The organism is Pseudomonas sp. nanlin1, assembly GCF_045571515.1.
Lineage (GTDB): Bacteria > Pseudomonadota > Gammaproteobacteria > Pseudomonadales > Pseudomonadaceae > Aquipseudomonas.
Genome location: NZ_CP124218.1, coordinates 3,942,836 through 3,961,284, shown reverse-complemented (window position 1 = coordinate 3,961,284; position 18,449 = coordinate 3,942,836). Strand labels below are relative to the sequence as shown.

Here is an 18,449-nt window from a genome sequence, read left to right as displayed (position 1 = left end):
GAGGCAGTTCATGTCCCAAATCCAAGGCCATAACTACATCGGCGGGCAACGCAGCGCCAACGGTTCGACCCTGGTCTACAGCGTTGACGCCAGCACCGGCGAGAATTTGCCCTATACGTTTTACCAAGCCACCGAGCAGGAGGTCGACCAGGCGGCCACTGCCGCAGCGGCGGCCTACCCGGAGTATCGCAGCCTGAGCGCTGCGCGCCGGGCTGAGTTTCTTGAAGCGATCGCCGATGAGCTGGACGCCCTGGGCGACGATTTCGTCGCCACGGTGTGCCGCGAAACGGCGTTGCCCGCCGCGCGTATCCAGGGCGAGCGCGCTCGCACCAGTGGGCAAATGCGCCTATTCGCCAAGGTCCTGCGCCGTGGCGACTTCTATGGCGCACGGATCGACCGGGCCTTGCCCGAGCGCCAGCCATTGCCGCGCCCGGACCTACGCCAGTACCGCATTGGCCTGGGGCCGGTGGCGGTGTTTGGCGCGAGCAACTTCCCCTTGGCGTTTTCCACCGCCGGCGGTGATACCGCCGCAGCGCTGGCAGCCGGTTGCCCGGTGGTGTTCAAGGCCCACAGCGGTCATATGGCGACCGCCGAAGGGGTGGCCGATGCCTTGCTGCGCGCCGCTGAGCGCACCGACATGCCGGCCGGTGTGTTCAATATGATTTATGGCGGTGGCGTGGGTGAGTGGTTGGTCAAACACCCGGCGATTCAGGCGGTCGGCTTCACCGGTTCGCTCAAGGGTGGCCGCGCATTGTGTGACATGGCCGCCGCACGCCCGCAGCCGATACCGGTGTTCGCCGAGATGTCCAGTATTAACCCGGTGATCGTCTTGCCGCAGGCCCTGGCCGCCCGCAGCGAGGCCATCGCCCGCGACTTGTGTGCGTCGGTGGTACAGGGTTGCGGGCAGTTCTGCACCAACCCCGGTCTGGTCCTAGGTATTCGCTCGCCGGCTTTTGACGCTTTCGTCCAACAGCTGGCTGACAATCTGGCCGCACAGCCCGCCCAGACCATGCTCAATGCCGGCACCCTGCGCAGTTATGGGCGCGGCTTGCAGGCCCTGGCCGAGCAACAAGGCATCGCGCATTTGGCCGGTAGCCAGCAGCAGGGCAACCAGGCTCAGCCTCAGCTGTTCAAGGCTGACGTGCGGCTGTTGCTCGAAGGCCACGAGGTCTTGCAGGAAGAGGTCTTTGGGCCAACCACGGTGGTGATCGAAGTCGCCGATCAGGCCGAGCTTTGCGCAGCCCTGCACGGCTTGCATGGCCAACTGACCGCCACCTTGATCGCCGAGCCCCAGGACCTGCGCCAGTTCGCGGAGCTGAGTGCGCTGTTAGAGCAAAAGGTTGGGCGGATTCTGCTCAACGGCTACCCCACCGGGGTCGAGGTGTGTGACGCGATGGTCCACGGTGGGCCTTACCCGGCGACCTCCGACCCCCGCGGCACCTCGGTGGGAACCCTGGCCATCGATCGCTTCCTGCGCCCAGTGTGTTTCCAGAACTACCCCGACGAAGCCCTGCCGGAAGCCTTGCGCAACGCCAACCCATTGGCGATCCAGCGCTTGGTCGATGGCGTCAGCACACGCGAGGCGCTGTAAGCCTTGCCAGGTCAGGGCTGCTATCATCTGCGGCCCCTGACTTGGTAACCGGTGCCCCATGACCTTTCTCGAAACCTTGCAAACCCACCCGATGCTGCTGATCGACGGCCTCCATGTGTTCGACTTCAGCCTGGACGAAGCGGGCGCCCTGCGCGCTGAGGCCATGGACGGCCGCGAGCCCAAGCGCTGGTCGTTTAGCGCGCAGGCGGTCGCTGCGGCGACGCTCGACGGTGATACCTGGAGCGTAGAAGGCGAAGCCGGGCAGCAGAAGATTGTTTGCCTGAATGCCTTTTCTGCCAGCGACGACGAAACCGACCCTGCCTGAACGCTGTCTGTTGAGTTCACTCAACGTCCTTGCGGACCCCAACGAGCCGGTGGCGCAGGAACCGACCATGAAGCGTATTATTTTGCCCCTTTTGTTTGCTGGCGCCTTCGGCGCCCTGAATGCCCACGCCGCCGCCCCGCAGTACGAGCTGCTGGTTGGCACCTACACCCAGGCCAACAGCCAAGGCCTGTACCGCTACCGCTTCGACGCCCAGAGCGGGTTGATCGAGCATAAAACCCTGCAAGTGGTGAAAAGCGACAACCCATCGTGGCTGACCCTGTCCCCGGATCAAACCCGGCTGTTCGTGGTAAACGAGAACGGCCCTGGGCAGAAAGACGTGGTGGGCAAAGTCAGTAGCTTTGCCCTCGACCCCAAAACCCACGCCATCAGCCCGATCAACCAAGTGCAGACCCAGGGCGATGAGCCCACCCATTCAAGCTTGAGCCACGATGGGCGCTTTCTGTTTATCGCCAACTACGGCGTGAGCCCCAACCCAGGCGGCAGCCTGGCGGTGATCGCGGTGGACCCCCAAGGCCGTCTGGCCAGCCAGGTGACCCAGCAAATGCGCTACACGCCGAGCAAGGTCAACCCAGAGCGCCAGGCTGGTGGCCACGTGCACTCGGTGGTGGTAGCGCCCGCAGGCGATCGCGTGTTCGCCACCGACCTGGGTGCCGACAAGGTATTCGCCTACCGCTACGACGCTGCGGCCAGCGCAGCGCCTTTGACCGCCGCCGACCCGGCACAAGTCGACCTGCCGGCCGGCAGTGGCCCACGCCATCTGCTGTTCAGCGCAGACGCCAAACGCGCTTACCTGAGCATGGAAATGAGTGCCCAAGTGGCGGTGTTCGATTACCAGGACGGCACTTTGGTGCGCCGCCAGTTGGTTGACCTCACCGACCGGCAGGCGGCCGAGCAGAAGGCGGCGGGCGCGTTACACCTGTCGCCGGACGGGCGCTTTCTGTATGTCAGCAACCGCGGCAAGGCCAATGAGCTGGTGGTGTTCGCCGTGAACGCGGGCAACGGCCAGTTGACCTTCGTGCAGCGGCGCTCCGTGGAAGGCGACCACCCGCGGGAGTTCACCTTCGACCCCAGTGGCCAGTTCGTGCTGGTGGCAAACCAGAAAAGCAACCAAATCGTGGTGATCAAACGCGACCCACGCACAGGCGTGCTGGGCGAGACGGTGCAGAAGTTTCCGATGGACTCGCCTTCGGACGTGAAATTTTTGCAGCCCAACGGTTAAAAGATCGGGGCCAAGGCCCCTCCTACACGTTGCGACTGAAATATGTCGCCAATCGTGTAGGAGGGGCCTTGGCCCCGAGAGGCCGCAACGCGGCCGGTTTGCGATTCAAACATGTCGCCAATCGTAGGAGGGGCCTTGGCCCCGAGAGGCCGCAACGCGGCCGGTTTCAAACGCGCCGCCGAGCCAACTGCCAAAATCAACCGCACACCTCAACCGTACTTAACCCATTGCCCTGGCGCCGCACCTGGATCTGCACCGGGATACGCTCGTGCATTTCCTGCACATGGGAGATCACCGCCACTTTGCGCCCTTGTGCCTGCAGGCCATCCAAAGCGTCCATGGCCAATTGCAGCGACTCGGGGTCGAGGCTGCCGAAGCCTTCGTCGATAAACAACGACTCGATGCGCAAGGTGCTCGATGCCATCGATGCCAGCCCCAACGCCAGGGCCAGCGACACCAGAAACGTCTCGCCCCCCGACAACGAATGCACCGAACGCAGTTCATCGCCCATTTCCGTGTCCAGCACCAACAGGCCCAAGGTACTGCCGCCGCGTTTGAGCCGGTAGCGTTTGACCAACTGGCGCAGTTGCACATTGGCGTGGTGCACCAGCAGGTCCAAGTTGTAGGCCTGGGCCAGGCGGCGGAACTGGGCGCCATCGGCCGAGCCGATCAGGTCTGACAGGCGTGCCCAGCGCCGGTAGTCGGCCTCTGCCAGGCTAATCGAGGCCAGCAACGCCTGGCTCGCCAACACCCGGCGCTGGTCTTCGGCCTGCTGCGCGCGCAGTTCGGCGCAGCGCTGTTCGGCGGCGGCGCATGTGCTTTGCAGGGTGGCATGCGCGGTTTGCAAGGCGTCGGCGTCGAGCACGCCATTGGCGTCGGCCTGGTGGCTGGCTTGGCGCTGCTCGCGTTCTTGCAAGCGCACCTGGGCCTGTTCGATGGCTTTTTGCGCGGCCTGCAAGCGCTGGCGCAAGGCGGCCACCTGTTCTTCGGTGTAGGCCAGCAAGCTGTTCAAGGCTTCGTCGCTGACCTGCGGCTGGCGCTCGCGCCAGGCTTGAATGCGTGTATCTACCTGGGCCAGCGCCTGCTGCAGGCTGCTCGATTGTGCGCTGCTGCTGTGCAATTCGGCCGCCAGTTGCAGCGCTTGGGTGTGCACGTTTTGCAGGGCCTGTTGGGCATCGGCCTGTTCGCTGCGGGCGGTGTCGATGCGCTGTTGCTGGGCGCGCTGCCAGCTGGTTGGGTCGGGATACTCGCCCAGGCGTTGGCCCAAGCTGAGGGCGACCGCCTGGTGCTGGCTGGCGAGCTCGGCATGCCGCTGGCGCGCGGCTTCCAGGGCCTGGGCGCGGGCCACGCTGACGTGCCGCTGTTGTTCGATCTGGCGTTGCCGCTGCTCCAGTGCCTGGCCTTGCTCGTGCAGGTCATCGAGCAGGCTTGCGCGCTCGCCCATGGCTTGGTCCAAGGCCATGAAGGTGGCACCCGGTTGCTCGCGCAAGCCGTCCAGCAGCGCCGACGGCAGCAGGCTGGCGAAAGCTTGCAGGTCTTCATCCAGGCGCTCGCGGTCATGCTGCAGCTGGCTGCGTTGCTTATCCAGCACTTGGCTGGCGGCCTGATACTCAGGCTCGGCCAGTTGCAGTTGTTGTTGCAACTGGCCGGCCTGGCGTTGCAGGTCGAGTAGCCGTTGCTGTTGGCCCTCGTCCTCGGCCAGGGCTTGGGCGAGGCGCGCCAGCTCGTCGTGCAGCCACTGGTCGGGCTCGGCTTGGGCCTGAAGCTGGGCGTACAGCGGGTGGTCGTGCAGGTGGGTGTCCTGCTGCTCAGCCTGCAACTGCGCCTGCTGCTGCGTCACAGCCTTGAGCTGCTCACGCAGGGCGCTGAAGACTTCGCGCAATTGGCCCAGTTGTTCGGCCAGTTGTTCGACGTGCTGGCGCGCCTCGGCGGCGGCTTGCTCGTCATCGCCCGCGAGCGCCTGCAGCAGCACCTCGGCGTGCTGATAGGGGTGCTCCTGGCTGCCGCACACGGGGCAGGGCTGCTCGGGCTGTAAGCTAGCGCGCAATTGCTCAACCGTGGCGCCACGGGCCAGGCGCTGGCGCTCCAGCACTTTTAGGGTAACGTCCAGGGCTTGCCGGGCCTGGTCATGTTCGGCTTTCAAGCGCAGGCCGGCGTCGGTGCGCTGTTGCAGTTGGCTGCTGAGGTCCTGGTGACGTTGCGCCAGGGCGAGCTTTTGCTGTTCGCCCTGTTGGCGTTGCTGCCAGTGGCGTTGCAGGCTCTCCAGCGCACGCTGCTGCTGGCGATGGCTGTGCAAGCGTTGGGTCAATTCATGCAGGCGTTCGGGTAGCGCCGCAGGCGGGCAGTCGGCGTGCCGATGGGCCTCGTTCAATTGGTTGCGCAACGCGTCCACCTGGGCGTTGGCCTGGGCCAGGCGTTGCTCCAGCGCCGGCCATTCGGCCTGGCCCTGGCTTAAGCGGTTGCTCACCAGCACGCTCTGTTGCAGACGTGGCCGGTGGGCCGTCCAGGCCTCGTCGAGGGCCTGTAAATGCTCGCTGCGGGTCAGGGCCTGAACCAGCGCCTGGCGGGCTTGCTCGCCCTGGGTGTGTTGCTCGCTGAGTTGCTGCAAAGCTTGCTGAGCCTGTTGGTCAGCCTGTTCGGCGGCTTCAAGGCTGTTTTGCAGCGGCAGCAGTTGCTCGGCCAGGCGGCCCAGATGGCTGTGTTCGTCGAACGCTTGGCGCAACAGGTCGGCGCTGTCAGCCTGTTCGCTCAACGCCCCTTGCAGGGCCTGGCTGGCGTGTTCCACTTGGGTGTGCAGGCGGCGCTGTTCGGCTTCCAGTTGCTGGTGTTGTGCTTGCTGGCCAGTGATTTGCGCCGCCAAGGGTTGCAACTGGCTGCGCAGCTCGGCCTGCTGGCTGAACAGGTGGCGTTGCGGGGCCAGTTGTTCGAGTTGCTGCAGGGTCTGCTGCTCGGTACTGAGCGCTTGCCAGGCCTGTCCGGCCTGTTGGCCTTCGCTGCGCGCCGCGTGCACCGCTTCGGCCAGGCTGGCGGCCTGCACATGCCACTGCTGTTGCCGTTCCAATTCACGCAGTTGCAACTGGCTGTTTTTCAGCTGCAGTTGCGCCTCGGCGAATTGCTCTTCCAGCGCCTGGCGCTCTTCTGTAGCCAGCGGCGCGACGTTACCCGACTGCTCCTGCAACTGGCGCAAGCGCTCGCGCGCCTGCCGGGCCTTGTCGAACGCCTGCTTGCCCAGGCGCGTGTACAGCGCCGTGTCGGTGAGCTTTTCCAGCAGTTCGCTGCGCTCGTTGTCGTCGGCTTTGAGAAAGGCGCTGAACTCGCTCTGGGCCAACAGCACGGCACGGGTGAACTGTTCGAAGTTCAAGCCCAGGCGCGCCTCCAGCGCGGCCTTGTATTCGTTCTTCTGGCTGGCCAGCAGTTGGTCGTTGTCCAGGTCGCGCAGCGACTGGCGGCTGCTTTGCAGTTTGCCGGCGGCCTTGTCGCGGGCGCGGTTGGCTTCCCAGCGCGCGCGATAGCGGCGCCCGTCGACGCCGACGAAATCCACTTCGGCATAGCCCGAGCCGGTGCCTCGGCGCAACAGGGTGCGCGCGTCATAACTGCCGATTTCGCCGTCGGCGTCCGGCACCTTGGCGCTTTGCGAAGCTTTACTCAAGCGCGGCACCGCACCGAACAGGGCCAGGCACAAGGCATCGAGCAAGGTGCTTTTGCCTGCGCCAGTGGGCCCGGTAATGGCGAACAGGCCGGCACTGGCCAGGGGCTCAGCGGTAAAGTCCAGCTCGAACGGGCCGGCCAGGGAGGCGAGGTTTTTCAAGCGAATGGCGAGGATCTTCATGGCTGCGCCTCTTCGTTGTGGACTTCCTGCAGCAATTGCTCGAAATCCTCGAGGGTGGGCGCATCCACGGCCGTGCCGTAATTGTCCAGCCACACCCGGCTGAACAGCTCCTGTGGGGTCAGTTGATCGAGGTCGAGCAAGGCTAGGCCGTCTTCTTCATCCTGGCCTTGGCGCCCGGCATACTCGGCACCGATGCGCACCAGGCGTACGGCCTTGCCCTGTAAGGCGGTTTCCAGTTGCTGGCGCAGGTCGGGCTGAGGTTCGTCGAGCACTACGCGCACTTCCAGCCAGGGTTGGGTCAGGGCATCGGCCAGCAGATCCACTTCCGGCAACTCAGCGATGCGCGCCAGCAGTGTAGCCAGCGGGGCAGGGCCCAGGCGCAGCAGGCCGACCGCGCGCGGCACCAGCAGTGGCTCGACGCTGAGCAGCTCAGCGCCTTGCAGTTCGACTTCCAGAATCTGGTGTGGGTAGTCGATTTCCGAGAACGACAACGGAATCGGCGAACCGCAATAACGAATGCGGGTTTCACCGTTGACCTTTTGCGGCTTGTGCAAATGCCCCAGGGCCACGTAGCTGATGCTCTGGCCAAACAGGCTGGCCGGCAGGGCCTCGGCGCTGCCGATAATCAGGCTGCGCTCAGAGTCCATCGACACCGAGCCGCCCGCCATGTGGGCGTGGCTGATGGCAATCAAGGCTTGGTCGGGCGTGCGTTTGGCTTCAGCGGCGGCAATCAGCGCCCCATGCACTTGGCCGATGCCCTGCAAATAGTCGTCGCCCAGATGGGCACCGGTCACCTCGGCGGGGCGCAGAAAGGGCAGGGCCAGGCACCAAGCCTGCACCTCGCCATTGGCGCCCGGCAGGCCGATCAGCAGGCGTTCGCTGTCGAGTACACCGTCGTCCAGCCACATCACCCGGCCCAGCGCATGGGTACGCAAACGCCGCATCAACGGCCCAGGCAACTCGATGCGCGAACCCGAATCGTGATTGCCGGCGATCATCACAATGGTCAGCGCCGGCAGGCGTTCGTGGGCCTGCACGATAAAGTCATACAGGCGCTCTTGGGCCTTGACCGTAGGGTTGACCGTGTCGAACACGTCACCGGCGATCAGCAGCGCATCGGGCCGACGTTTGTCCAGTTGGCCCAATAGCCAGCGCAAGAAACAGGCGTGTTCGTAGTCGCGGTCTTGGCCATGCAGGCTTTGGCCGAGGTGCCAGTCTGAGGTGTGCAGCAATCGCATGGAGGGTCTCTGGGCGCGGGGGTGGCAATCAATAGGGCGCATGGTAACTGGTTGGGCGGTTTGACGCGCTGCAGGGTTGCTAGCTGGCGGCTTAAACAGCGTTTTACAGAATGTAGGAAAAGTTCCGCAGCTTGAAAAATAAAATTTGACGCCAACAAAATGACTGTTTACGGTGCGAGGACAACACGTCTGTTATTTCAGGTTATTCCCATGGACAGCTCTACCTTAGGGACAAGGTGTGCACTCGCTCTGCTGCTTGGTCTGTTAGCGTTTAACGTGCACAGCGCCCCCATCCCCACCCCCGGCGACCAAGACCTCATCCGCGAACGTCAGAACCGCTTGCTCGACGACCAGCAACGGCGCTTGCAGGAACTCCAGCAACTGCCGGGTAATCCCGCCCAATCCAGCGCCCCGGCGAACCCGGCCGACACCCGCTGCTTCCCTATCCGCGAAGTGCAGTTGCGTGGCGCCGAGCAATTGTCCGCCGCCGAGCAGGCCAGCCTGCTAGCCCCCTACAACGGCCAATGCCTGGGGGTCACGCAGCTCAATGGCTTGCTCAAGGCGGTCACCGACCGTTACCTGCAATTGGGCCTGGTGACCAGCCGCGCCTACCTGCCGCAGCAGGACCTGGCCAGCGGCACGCTGATTATCCAAGTAGTGGAAGGGCGCCTGGAAAGCCTGAAGGCCGCCCCCGGCAGCGGCCTATCGCCAAGGGAGTTGGCCATGGGCTTTCCTGGCCGCGAAGGCGAGCTGCTCAACCTACGCGAGATCGAACAGTTGCTCGAGCAGCTCAACCGCCTGCCTTCCAACCGTACGCGAATGGAGTTGGCCCCCGGCCAGGCGATAGGCGGCAGCCAGGTGCTGGTCAAGAACGACTGGCAAAAACCCTGGCGCGCCTCCCTCAGCCGGCATAACGATGGCCAACGCAGCACCGGCGAGCAGCAGTGGGGCGCTGGCCTGGCGTGGGACAGCCCCTTGGGCCTGGCTGACCAACTGAGCCTGCGCGGCGGTCGCGATGCCTTGAGCGACCATCAGCACAGCTCGCGCAGCCAGATGCTCAGCTACAACGTGCCCTGGGGCTGGTGGAACTTCAGCTACAGCTACAGCGACAGCGAATACCGCACCCGTGGCCAGGGCACCGGTGTGAATTTCAGGTACAGCGGCGAGAGCCAGAGCCACCGGGGGCTTGCCGAACGCGTGATCCAGCGCGACAGCCAGGGCAAAACCTCGCTGAGCGCCGGCCTGAGTCACATGCGCGCACGTAACTTTGTCAACAACAGCCGACTGCGCGAAGGCACCCAGCGCATCACCGAAGCGCAGTTCGGCGTTAACCACGGCCGCCTGGTGGGCCGCGCGTTTGCCAACCTGGAACTGGGGATGCAACAGGGCCTCGGCGCCCTCGACGCCATGGATGAAGACCGCCCCAGAGGCAACTCCCCCACTGCCCGTTACCGCAAGTACACCGCCACCCTGAGCTATTTGCAGCCGTTGCAGTGGTGGGGCGAGAACTTCACGTTCAGCAGCCTGGCCACCGGCCAGCGCAGCGAAGACATGCTCTATCCCAGCCAGCGCCTGAGCCTCAGCGGCCAGTCGGCGGTACGTGGCTACAAGGAGCAGTACCTCTCCGGCGACAGCGGCGGTTATTGGCGCAACGACCTGCGTTGGACCCGCCAGGTGGGCTGGGCCTGGTTGCGCCCGGTGGTGCAGCAATATGGCCTGGGGGTCGGCTACGACCAAGGGGTGATCCGCCACGACCGCCACAATAAAGGCCAGAGCGGACGCGTCTCCAGCCATTCGCTGGAGCTGTTCGCCCGCGGCCAGCATGTGGCCGCCAGCGTGACCATGGCCCATTCGCTGGAGCGCCCCCGGGCCCTCAGTGAACGCGAAGCACCGATCTACTTCCGGCTCGACTTTTTGCTCTGAAATTCGTCACCAGGACTGCCTAAAATGGACGTTAAACACTTCGCTTTTCTCGCCCGCCAACCGTCTGCCCAGGTGCAGGCTCGGGCGCGTTTCTGCGGGCTGCCCAAGCGCGGTGTGGCGCTGATTCTGGCCAATGCGATGTTCTGGCAACCGCTGTGGGCCCAGGCTGAAGGCATTGTGGTTAGCGGCGGTTCCACCCGTGTGGATCAAGCCGCCAACGGCGTGCCGATCGTGAACATTGCGGCCCCCAACGGCAGCGGCTTGTCGCACAACCATTTCAAAGACTACAACGTCGGCAGCCAGGGGCTGATTCTCAACAACGCCACCCAGGCCACCCAATCGACCCAATTGGCTGGGCAGATCCTCGGCAACGCCAACCTCAATGGCACCGCCGCGCGCATCATCCTCAACGAAGTCAGCGGCGGCAGCCCGAGCCAGCTGCGCGGCTACACCGAAGTGGCGGGGCAATCGGCCCATGTCATCGTGGCCAACCCCTACGGGGTCAGTTGCAACGGCTGTGGCTTTATCAACACCCCGCAGGCGACCCTGACCACCGGCAAACCGGTGCTCGACCACGGCCGCCTCGACCATTACCAGGTCGACGGCGGCAGCATCGACATCGACGGCGCTGGGCTTAACGCAGGCAACGTCGACCGCTTCGAAATCATCACCCGCGCCACGCGCATCAATGCCCGGATCCAGGCGCGTGACCTCACCGTGGTCGCCGGGGCCAACGATGTCGACGCCAGCACGCTGAACGCCACTCCACGCCTGGCCACAGCGGCCGACGCGCCGCAGGTAGCGATCGACTCCACGGCGCTTGGCGGTATGTATGCCGGTGCGATCCGTTTGGTCGGCACCGAAGCCGGGGTGGGCGTGAAGGTGGCCGGCGACATGGTGGCCAGCGGCGGCGATATCCAGATCGACAGCAATGGCGTGCTGAGCCTGGCGCGCACCACGGCCACGGGCAACATCGACATTCAGGCCCAAGCCGTGGACCTCAGCCGAAGCGTGTATGCCACCGGCGACGCCCGGGTGACCGCTAAAGACGGCAGCGTAACCGTACAGGAACGCCTCGCCGCAGGTGGCGACCTGCAGATAACCGCGCGCCATATCGACAACCGCGGCCACCTGGAAGCCGGCGCCCGTGCCGATGGCAGCGCCAACCCAGCCAGCACCTTGACCCTCAAGGGCGGGCGCTTGGAAAACAGCGGCAAAGTACTCGCCCAAGGCACCTTGCGCACCGACCTGGCCCAGCTCGACAACCGTGGCGCGGCGATAGTGGCGGTTGCGGCTAGCGAGATCAACGCGGCGGTGCTGAACAACCAGGGCGGCACTATCGCCAGCCGCAAGGCGCTCACCGTCAAGGCGTCCGATACCCTGACCAACACGGCCGACGGTTTGCTCCTGGCCGAGTCCGGCGGGTTGACCATCACTGCCCCGGTGGTCAACAACCAGGGCCGGCTGCAGGGCGACAGCGTCACCCTCACCAGCGTCACGGGCCTGGACAACAGCCTGGGGCAGATCGTCGCGACCGAATCCGATTTACAGCTCAACGGTGGCCGCCTGGTCAACGACGGCGGCCTGCTGATTGCCGAGAAAACCCTGCGCATCGACGCCGCCAGTTTGCAAAACCACTCGGGAACCGTCAGTGCCGAGCAGGCCGACATCACCTTGAGCGGTGCTTTCGACAATGACGGCGGCTTGCTTGAGGTGGGCCAGTCCATGGCCCTCGACCTGGGCTCCGCCAGCAACGCCAAGGGTAAATTGCGTGCGTTGGGGCGCGACGGCGAAAGCACCCTGCGCGTGAGCGGGCTGCTGAACAATGACCAGGGCCTGGTGGAAATCGGCAATGCCCGTTTCGGCCTGGTCAGCGGCGGCTTGAGCAACCAGCAGGGCACCCTGCGCCATGCCGGCGCGCAACGCTTCGCCGTAAGCCTGGCCGACGCGGGCCAGGCCGGTGGCACCTTTACCACCCTGGGCGAACTGACCCTCGACGTCGACACCTGGTCCAACAGCAGCCTGCTGCAAGCACAAAAACTCAACCTCAACGTCGGTACCTTCACCCAGACGGCCAGCGGCCAGTTGATTTCAGTCGAAGACATCGAAGCCACTGGGCACAACTGGCTCAACGACGGCCGCATCGAAACCGACGGTAAACTGAAACTCACCCTGGCGGGCAACTACACAGGCAACGGTGCGCTGCAGAGCCAGGGCGATTTAGACCTGCGCGCCCAGAACGTCGAACTTGGCCAGCAGGCAAGCATTCAAAGCGCCGGGCAGGGCACCGTGCGCGTGCTCGAACGGCTGGCCAACGGCGGCAAGCTCAGCGCCGCAGGCGACCTGCTGGTGATCGCCGGTGACCTGGATAACCGAGGCACCCTGGGCAGTCGCCAGAAACTGCGCATCGAAGCGCCGACGTTGCTCAACCAGGGCCTGATCTTCAGCGGCGCCGACATGACGCTGCGCAGCGACCGGCTGACCAACCTCAAGGGCGATGTCTACAGCCTCGGCAAACTCGACATTGCAAAAGACGATACCGGCGCGCAACTGACCAGCCTGGAAAACATCTCCGCCACCCTGGAAAGCGCCGGGGACATGAGCCTGGCCGCCGTCTCGCTGATCAACCGCAAAGAAGTCTTCACAGCCACCACCCGCCAGACCAGCGGCCAGATGCAGCTCACCGGCACCGACAACTGCAAAGGGGAACACTGCGAAGCTTCCTACGTGGTCAACGAAGAGTTCGGCCTCGACATCACCCAAGATTCGGCCCGCGGCAACATTATCGCTGGCGGTAACCTGAGCTTTGTCGGCGGCACCTTCGACAACCGCCTCAGTACGGTCTCAGCGAACGGCCCCATCAGCCTCAAGACCCAACAGTTCTTCAACACTGGTGCAGCCGGCGGCGAGAAGCGCTTCTACGACTATTACGTCTACACCAAGGACGAGGGCCAGTACTACGGCCTCGTCGCCAACATCGACCGCTACAACGCCTACCACAACCCGTCCTCTCCCAGTTACGACCCCAAAGCCATGCCGCTGAGCAGCATCGCCATCGGCAGCTTGCGCGGCTCGCGCGTCACCCAGACCTCGGGGGATGGCCAGGTGATCAACGCGGTGGTCCAAGCCGGCGGCAGCATTACCATCGAAGGTTCGCAGACCGTGCAAAACGCCGTGCTGCGCCCCGACCAGGCGATTGAAACCGGCACCAGCCGAGTCCAAGCCACCGCCGTCAGCAGCACCGCCAAACCCATCGCCACCTTGAACGCGCAATTGCCCCCCGACCTGGCACAACAAGGCGTCAACCCCCTGGACCTGCCCGGCTTCAGCCTGCCTGAAGGGCAAAACGGCCTGTTCCACGTCAACACTGACGCCAGCCACCCTTATTTGGTCGAGACCAACCCGGCGCTGACCAACCTCAATTCATTCATGAACTCCAGCTACCTGCTCGAGCGCATCGGCTACAACCCCGCGCAAACCCAGCGCCGCCTGGGCGATGGGCTCTACGAGCAGCGCCTGGTGCGCGAGGCGATCGTGGCCCAGACCGGCAAGCGCCTGCTCGACGGCCTGGCCAGCGATGAAGCGCAGTTCAAGTACCTGATGGACAACGCCGTCGCCAGCAAGACCGCCTTGAACCTGAGCCCCGGCGTGGCCCTGAGCGACGAACAGGTCGCGGCCCTGACCCACGACATCGTCTGGATGCAAGAACAGCAAGTCGACGGCCAGGCCGTGCTGGTCCCGGTGCTTTACCTGGCCCACGCCAACGACCGCCTGGCGCCCACCGGCGCGCTGATCCAAGGCAGCGACGTCGCCCTGATCAGCGGCGAACGCCTGGAAAACAGCGGCACCCTGCGCGCCAGCGCCAGCCTCAGCGCCACCGCGAAAAACATCGACAACAGCGGCCTGATGCAAGCCAACCAACGCATCGCCCTACTGGCCAGCGAGAGCATCCGCAACGCCAAAGGCGGCGTGATCAGCGGCCAAGACGTCAGCCTGGTGGCCATGAACGGCGATATCGTCAACGAGCGCTCCATCGGCTACAGCGAACACACCGGGCAATACAGCTGGAGCCAGGCCGGGGCTGATAACGCGGCGCGCATCGAGGCCAGTCGCGATCTAACCCTCAACGCCGGCCGCGACCTGCTCAACATCGGCGGCGCCTTGCAGGCCGGCAACAACGCCACCCTGACCGCCGGCCGCGACCTGGCCATCGCCGCCGCCGCAGAAGTCGACAGCAGCAGCGGCCAACAAAAACGCGCCCGTTGGAGCGCCAGCCAAACCACCCAACACGCCAGCGACATCGCCGTCGGCGGCAACCTGCAAGCCGACGCCGGCCGCGACCTGGCCATCATCGCCAGCACCGTCAAAGCCACCGGCAACCTCAGCCTCAGCGCCGCCGGCGAAGTGGCCATCAGCGCCGCCGCCAACGAAAGCTACTCGGAATTCCACCGCAAAGGCGGCAGCAAAAAGATCGACAAAGAACAAAGCAGCGTGCGCCAGCAAGCGGCCGTACTCGAAGCGGGTGGCGACCTGAGCGTCGAGGGAGGCGGCAATGTGCTGGTCACCGCCAGCCAGCTAAAAGCTGGTGATGAAGCGTATGTGTATGCCGGTGAACAACTGGCGCTGATGTCGGCGCAGAACAGTGATTACTACCTGTATGACTACAAGAAGAAGGGGAGTTTTGGGGCGAAGAAAGCGCAGCGCGATGAGATCACGCAAATCACCCATGTGGGCAGTGAAATCAAAACCGGCGGCAATCTCACCTTAGTCAGCGAGGGGGATCAGCGTTACCAAGTCGCTAAGTTGAACAGTGGTAAAGACTTGGTAATCGACAGTGGCGCAGGCATCACTTTCGAAGCGGTTAAAGACCTTCACGACGAGAGTCATACCAAGAGCAAAAGCGATTTGTCCTGGTTCTCGATGAAGGGCAAAGGCACCACCGACGAAACTCTACGCCAGAGTGAACTGGTGGCGCAGGGGCAGACCGTCATCAAGGCCGTCGACGGCCTGAAAATAGACATCAAGCAAGTCGACCAACTCAGTGTCAGCCAGACCATCGACAGCATGGTTAAAGCCGACCCTCAACTGGCCTGGATCAAAGCCGCCGAGCAGCGCGGGGACGTGGATTGGCGGCAGGTCAAAGAGATTCACGACTCTTTCAAATATGACAACTCGGGGTTGGGGGCAGGCGCCAAGATCGCCATCGCGATCATGATGGCGGCGGTTATGGGGCCTGGGGGCCTGGGGATATCAGGCGTTGGTGGCGCTATTGAGATCAGCCTGGCGACGACCGCTGTCACCAGCACGATCAGCAACAAGGGCAATCTTGGGCTGGCACTGAAAGAGACTTTTAGTAGTGACAGTTTGAAGAACGCGGCAATAGCAGGGTTCACCGCCTACGGACTGAGTTATGCCGATGCCAACTGGTTTCCAGCTAGCGATAGCACTACCGCCGGCATCAGCCCTACCGACGGTTCGACCCTGTATAGCGGCAACACTTCTAACGATATTTTCCGCTGGGGCACCGCCGCCGACACCCTCACGCGAGTGGGCGGCCGTGCGGTCATCAGTAGCGGCATATCAACGGCCATCAACGGTGGTAGTTTAGGCGATAACTTCAATGCGGCACTGCTAGGCGAGGCAGGCAACGTGGCTATGGCCACGGGCTTCAACTGGGTAGGGGACAGCATTCGCTTCCCTGATGGTAGCGCTCAGAAAATTCTGGCTCACGCCTTGATGGGCGGCATGCTGGCGGAAGTCACGGGCGGTGATTTTAAAACAGGAGCAATGGCCGCGGGGTTGAACGAGGCACTCATCAATCAGATGGCCTCATTGGCCGGTGGCAACGCCGACGTTCAACTGATGCTCTCGCAGCTGGTCGGCCTGGTGGGCGCGGCCTCCGTGGGTGGTGATCTAAACCAAGGCGCGCAAATTGCTCAAAAAGCGACGACCTTTAACTACCTCTACCATCAAGAGTTGGTCGAGCGAGATCAAAAGCTCAAAACTTGCACCTCAACCGCTCAATGCAACGAAATCGCCGAGAGCTACGCGGAGCTTGATAGTAAGCGTAACGCCGAGTTGAGCGACCTCTGTCAGCGTGACCCCGTCTCGTGCCGTGGTATCCATGATCGTTTGCTAGCTGAGCAGCCAGCGAACGAGAAATTGACCAATGATGTGAGGATTTCTGGCGAGGATAAGAGCCTAAGGCGAGCGCTATCATTGGCGTCTAGTGGTCAGGAAAACTACGCAGCCCAAATGACAACTGTCAGGGAGCTTAAGCGCCCGGAGTCAGGCGGGATGTGGACTTTTGTGAGTGAGCTATTGCAAGGGGCGATGGATCCGTGGAATAAGGTAGGACCAGGGCGGGGTTCGAGTGTTTCGGTAAAGGGTGAAATTACTGATACAAACGCCCGGTCAATCCGTGGAGCTGTGTACAAAACCAATAAAGATGCCAAGAATGCGGCGGAGGCGCTCGGGTACACTAAGATAAATGAAACAGTGCATGGTGGTCAGGCTGTGTTCAGGCTTGGAAATAACTATATTACAAGAGATCTAGATGGGCATAATGGAGGGGCTTGGAAGATGGCTGGATCAGTAAAGGATCTTGGCAGTAAAAATACACGGATCGGAACTTTTGATGAAAAATTGCAGCGTATTGGAGACTAAAATGAACGATGTTGGAAGACCAAGTTGGATAACTAGTGGAAAAACTATTGCGCAGCTAATAAAAGAGCTGAGGTCCTTCGAAGATCAAGAGTTGCTAGTTGAAATTTCCATAGATGATAGGTCGACGAAGCATCCTATAAGTCTAGTTACGAAGTCTGATGGTAAATGTGTTTTAGTCTATGTTGGTGATGAACAGGGTAAATGATACTGATGATCTCTAAGGCTGGTGCGAGAGGTCAGATTCGTTAGCGCCCTTGCACTGCCCTCTACCGTAAACCAAAATTCAAAAAGCATTACAAGGTGATCCTGCTATTAGCGGTCAAAATTTTGTTTCCTTACCTGCGGTTCAGAGATATGTTGATCGTCTTCTTAAGGGGGATGTCGCTCCTCCAATTAAGATGCATGGCAATATAATTGTTGATGGGAATCATCGTTATATCGCAGCGAAAATATTAGGGCGAAGTCCAGAGGTGGCTCCAGGAACCTTGTCGCCCAGCAAAGCTGGACAGACCAAACCTGTATCAGATGTAAAATTGATCCGGTAGATTGGGGGAATAGATGATAACTATCTGCTTTGAGACAGGTGAGACCCTGGGTTTGCCTTTGGATGGTCTAGCTAATTCAATATTTAGTGGGCCGGATCTTCATCGTGCAATTTTTGAAAATTTTGATGTTTCGGGAGCAGATTTTACAAATTCTAATTTGAAGTGCGTCTTTTAATTACTCTATATTGAATGGGGCGTTAATGCATGGTGCCGCTCTTATGAACGCGACGCTGGTTGGCGTGCAGATGAAGGGGCTGATCTTTCAAATGTTATAGCAATTTGGCCTGAAGGTTTCGATCCTGTAATGTTTGGTGCGATAAAAGTTTAATTTTAGTTTCTTTGATCGGTAAAAAAAGCGACTGTGAACTTGAATTCGGCTAAGTTTTCTGATGAAACAAAGCTGACTGGTTATTTTGAAAAAACACGGTGCTGAATTTGGGGAAAAGTCGTCTATCGAGTATTTGCAGGTGAGCAGGGACATTATGCAATGCGGGGATAAGGTTCAGTATCTGTACAAAAGCGAAATGCGAACTGGTTACGTGCAGTTCATGGGTGATTCGTCCCGTGGAGATGCGAAGTCTGGATTTGTAGAAACTAATTCTGATGGTGCGATCACTACAATCCATGTGGAAAGTGGTAAGGGTTTTTGGGAGATGCTGAATGGTGATCCTAAAGATAAATTATAAGGCCTGTACCATGATTTATTCAGTGCTTGTTGATGGCATCAACCCTGAAATAGAAGAGGAAGTTTCGATTGTTGTATGTGGTCAGAGGCTTACCTGCTTTGCCAGCTATCTTCCTTATCAGCTTGAGATAGGGCGAGTGTATCGGGCAGAGTTGTTGCCCATGGTTTTTGGTGAGTATGTTGTTCAAGAGAGTTCTCATGTCACACCCTCAGTCCTTAGAGAAGGTCCAGGTTATTCATGTAGAATTATCGGCGAGTTGAGAGATGGTTGTTTGTGCTGTAGTGGGTTGACCTTCTGTGAAGAGATTTTTCTGGCGGATTTTGGTTTCCTTGAGGGGAAACTGATTTCATGGCGGGTCGATAGATTAGACATTTCGTTTGTCTGAGATTCTTTTTTAGCGGCATAT

Annotated in this window: 9 protein-coding genes and 1 pseudogene; 8 read left to right on the top strand and 2 right to left on the bottom strand. The window is 61.6% G+C overall.

The features are described from left to right. Positions 1 to 10: 10 nt before the first annotated feature. The 3 genes from QCL65_RS18180 (at position 11) to QCL65_RS18170 (ending at position 3,156) form a co-directional block, all read left to right on the top strand. On the top strand, positions 11 to 1,591 hold the full coding sequence (locus QCL65_RS18180) for an aldehyde dehydrogenase (NADP(+)) (RefSeq protein WP_407311149.1): 1,581 nt from the start codon (positions 11 to 13) through the stop codon (positions 1,589 to 1,591). 58 nt (positions 1,592 to 1,649) lie between these two features. Further along, on the top strand, positions 1,650 to 1,916 hold the full coding sequence (locus QCL65_RS18175; protein ID WP_407311147.1) for a DUF5629 family protein: 267 nt from the start codon (positions 1,650 to 1,652) through the stop codon (positions 1,914 to 1,916). A gap of 67 nt (positions 1,917 to 1,983) precedes the next feature. Continuing rightward, positions 1,984 to 3,156 (top strand): lactonase family protein, encoded by a 1,173-nt coding sequence (locus tag QCL65_RS18170; RefSeq protein ID WP_407311145.1) that lies wholly within the window; start codon positions 1,984 to 1,986, stop codon positions 3,154 to 3,156. A 196-nt stretch (positions 3,157 to 3,352) separates the two neighbouring features. Here the strand turns inward: QCL65_RS18170 and QCL65_RS18165 are convergent, their stop codons facing one another. Both QCL65_RS18165 and QCL65_RS18160 read right to left on the bottom strand, forming a co-directional pair. Then, positions 3,353 to 6,985, bottom strand: a complete 3,633-nt coding sequence (locus tag QCL65_RS18165) for an AAA family ATPase (RefSeq protein ID WP_407311143.1) — start codon at positions 6,983 to 6,985, stop codon at positions 3,353 to 3,355. Next, positions 6,982 to 8,223: an exonuclease SbcCD subunit D C-terminal domain-containing protein gene (locus QCL65_RS18160; RefSeq protein WP_407311141.1), complete on the bottom strand. Its 1,242-nt coding sequence runs from the start codon at positions 8,221 to 8,223 to the stop codon at positions 6,982 to 6,984. Before QCL65_RS18160 ends, QCL65_RS18165 begins: the two co-directional genes overlap by 4 nt. A gap of 210 nt (positions 8,224 to 8,433) precedes the next feature. Here QCL65_RS18160 and QCL65_RS18155 point away from each other — a divergent pair, with 210 nt between their 5' ends. The 5 genes and pseudogenes from QCL65_RS18155 (at position 8,434) to QCL65_RS18135 (ending at position 18,428) form a co-directional block, all read left to right on the top strand. After that, complete coding sequence (locus QCL65_RS18155) at positions 8,434 to 10,146, top strand: ShlB/FhaC/HecB family hemolysin secretion/activation protein (RefSeq protein ID WP_407311139.1); 1,713 nt, start codon at positions 8,434 to 8,436, stop codon at positions 10,144 to 10,146. A 24-nt stretch (positions 10,147 to 10,170) separates the two neighbouring features. Next, positions 10,171 to 16,812, top strand: coding sequence for a DUF637 domain-containing protein (locus QCL65_RS18150; protein WP_407311137.1), 6,642 nt, complete (start codon positions 10,171 to 10,173; stop codon positions 16,810 to 16,812). A 558-nt stretch (positions 16,813 to 17,370) separates the two neighbouring features. Next, positions 17,371 to 17,532 carry a pentapeptide repeat-containing protein gene (locus tag QCL65_RS18145; RefSeq protein ID WP_407311135.1) on the top strand — a complete coding sequence of 54 codons (162 nt, stop codon included), beginning with the start codon at positions 17,371 to 17,373 and terminating at the stop codon, positions 17,530 to 17,532. Position 17,533: 1 nt separating this feature from the next. Beyond that, positions 17,534 to 17,632: pseudogene (locus QCL65_RS18140) on the top strand (hypothetical protein); the annotation flags it as partial. Positions 17,633 to 18,053: 421 nt separating this feature from the next. Beyond that, on the top strand, positions 18,054 to 18,428 hold the full coding sequence (locus QCL65_RS18135) for a hypothetical protein (protein ID WP_407311133.1): 375 nt from the start codon (positions 18,054 to 18,056) through the stop codon (positions 18,426 to 18,428). Positions 18,429 to 18,449: the final 21 nt, after the last annotated feature.

What these genes read in the sequence shown, in the direction of transcription:
- QCL65_RS18180 (WP_407311149.1), top strand. Translation starts at nt 11, where the DNA reads ATGTCCCAAATCCAAGGCCATAACTACATCGGCGGGCAACGCAGCGCC.
- QCL65_RS18175 (WP_407311147.1), top strand. Translation starts at nt 1,650, where the DNA reads ATGACCTTTCTCGAAACCTTGCAAACCCACCCGATGCTGCTGATCGAC.
- QCL65_RS18170 (WP_407311145.1), top strand. Translation starts at nt 1,984, where the DNA reads ATGAAGCGTATTATTTTGCCCCTTTTGTTTGCTGGCGCCTTCGGCGCC.
- QCL65_RS18165 (WP_407311143.1), bottom strand. Translation starts at nt 6,985, where the DNA reads ATGAAGATCCTCGCCATTCGCTTGAAAAACCTCGCCTCCCTGGCCGGC.
- QCL65_RS18160 (WP_407311141.1), bottom strand. Translation starts at nt 8,223, where the DNA reads ATGCGATTGCTGCACACCTCAGACTGGCACCTCGGCCAAAGCCTGCAT.
- QCL65_RS18155 (WP_407311139.1), top strand. Translation starts at nt 8,434, where the DNA reads ATGGACAGCTCTACCTTAGGGACAAGGTGTGCACTCGCTCTGCTGCTT.
- QCL65_RS18150 (WP_407311137.1), top strand. Translation starts at nt 10,171, where the DNA reads ATGGACGTTAAACACTTCGCTTTTCTCGCCCGCCAACCGTCTGCCCAG.
- QCL65_RS18145 (WP_407311135.1), top strand. Translation starts at nt 17,371, where the DNA reads ATGATAACTATCTGCTTTGAGACAGGTGAGACCCTGGGTTTGCCTTTG.
- QCL65_RS18135 (WP_407311133.1), top strand. Translation starts at nt 18,054, where the DNA reads ATGATTTATTCAGTGCTTGTTGATGGCATCAACCCTGAAATAGAAGAG.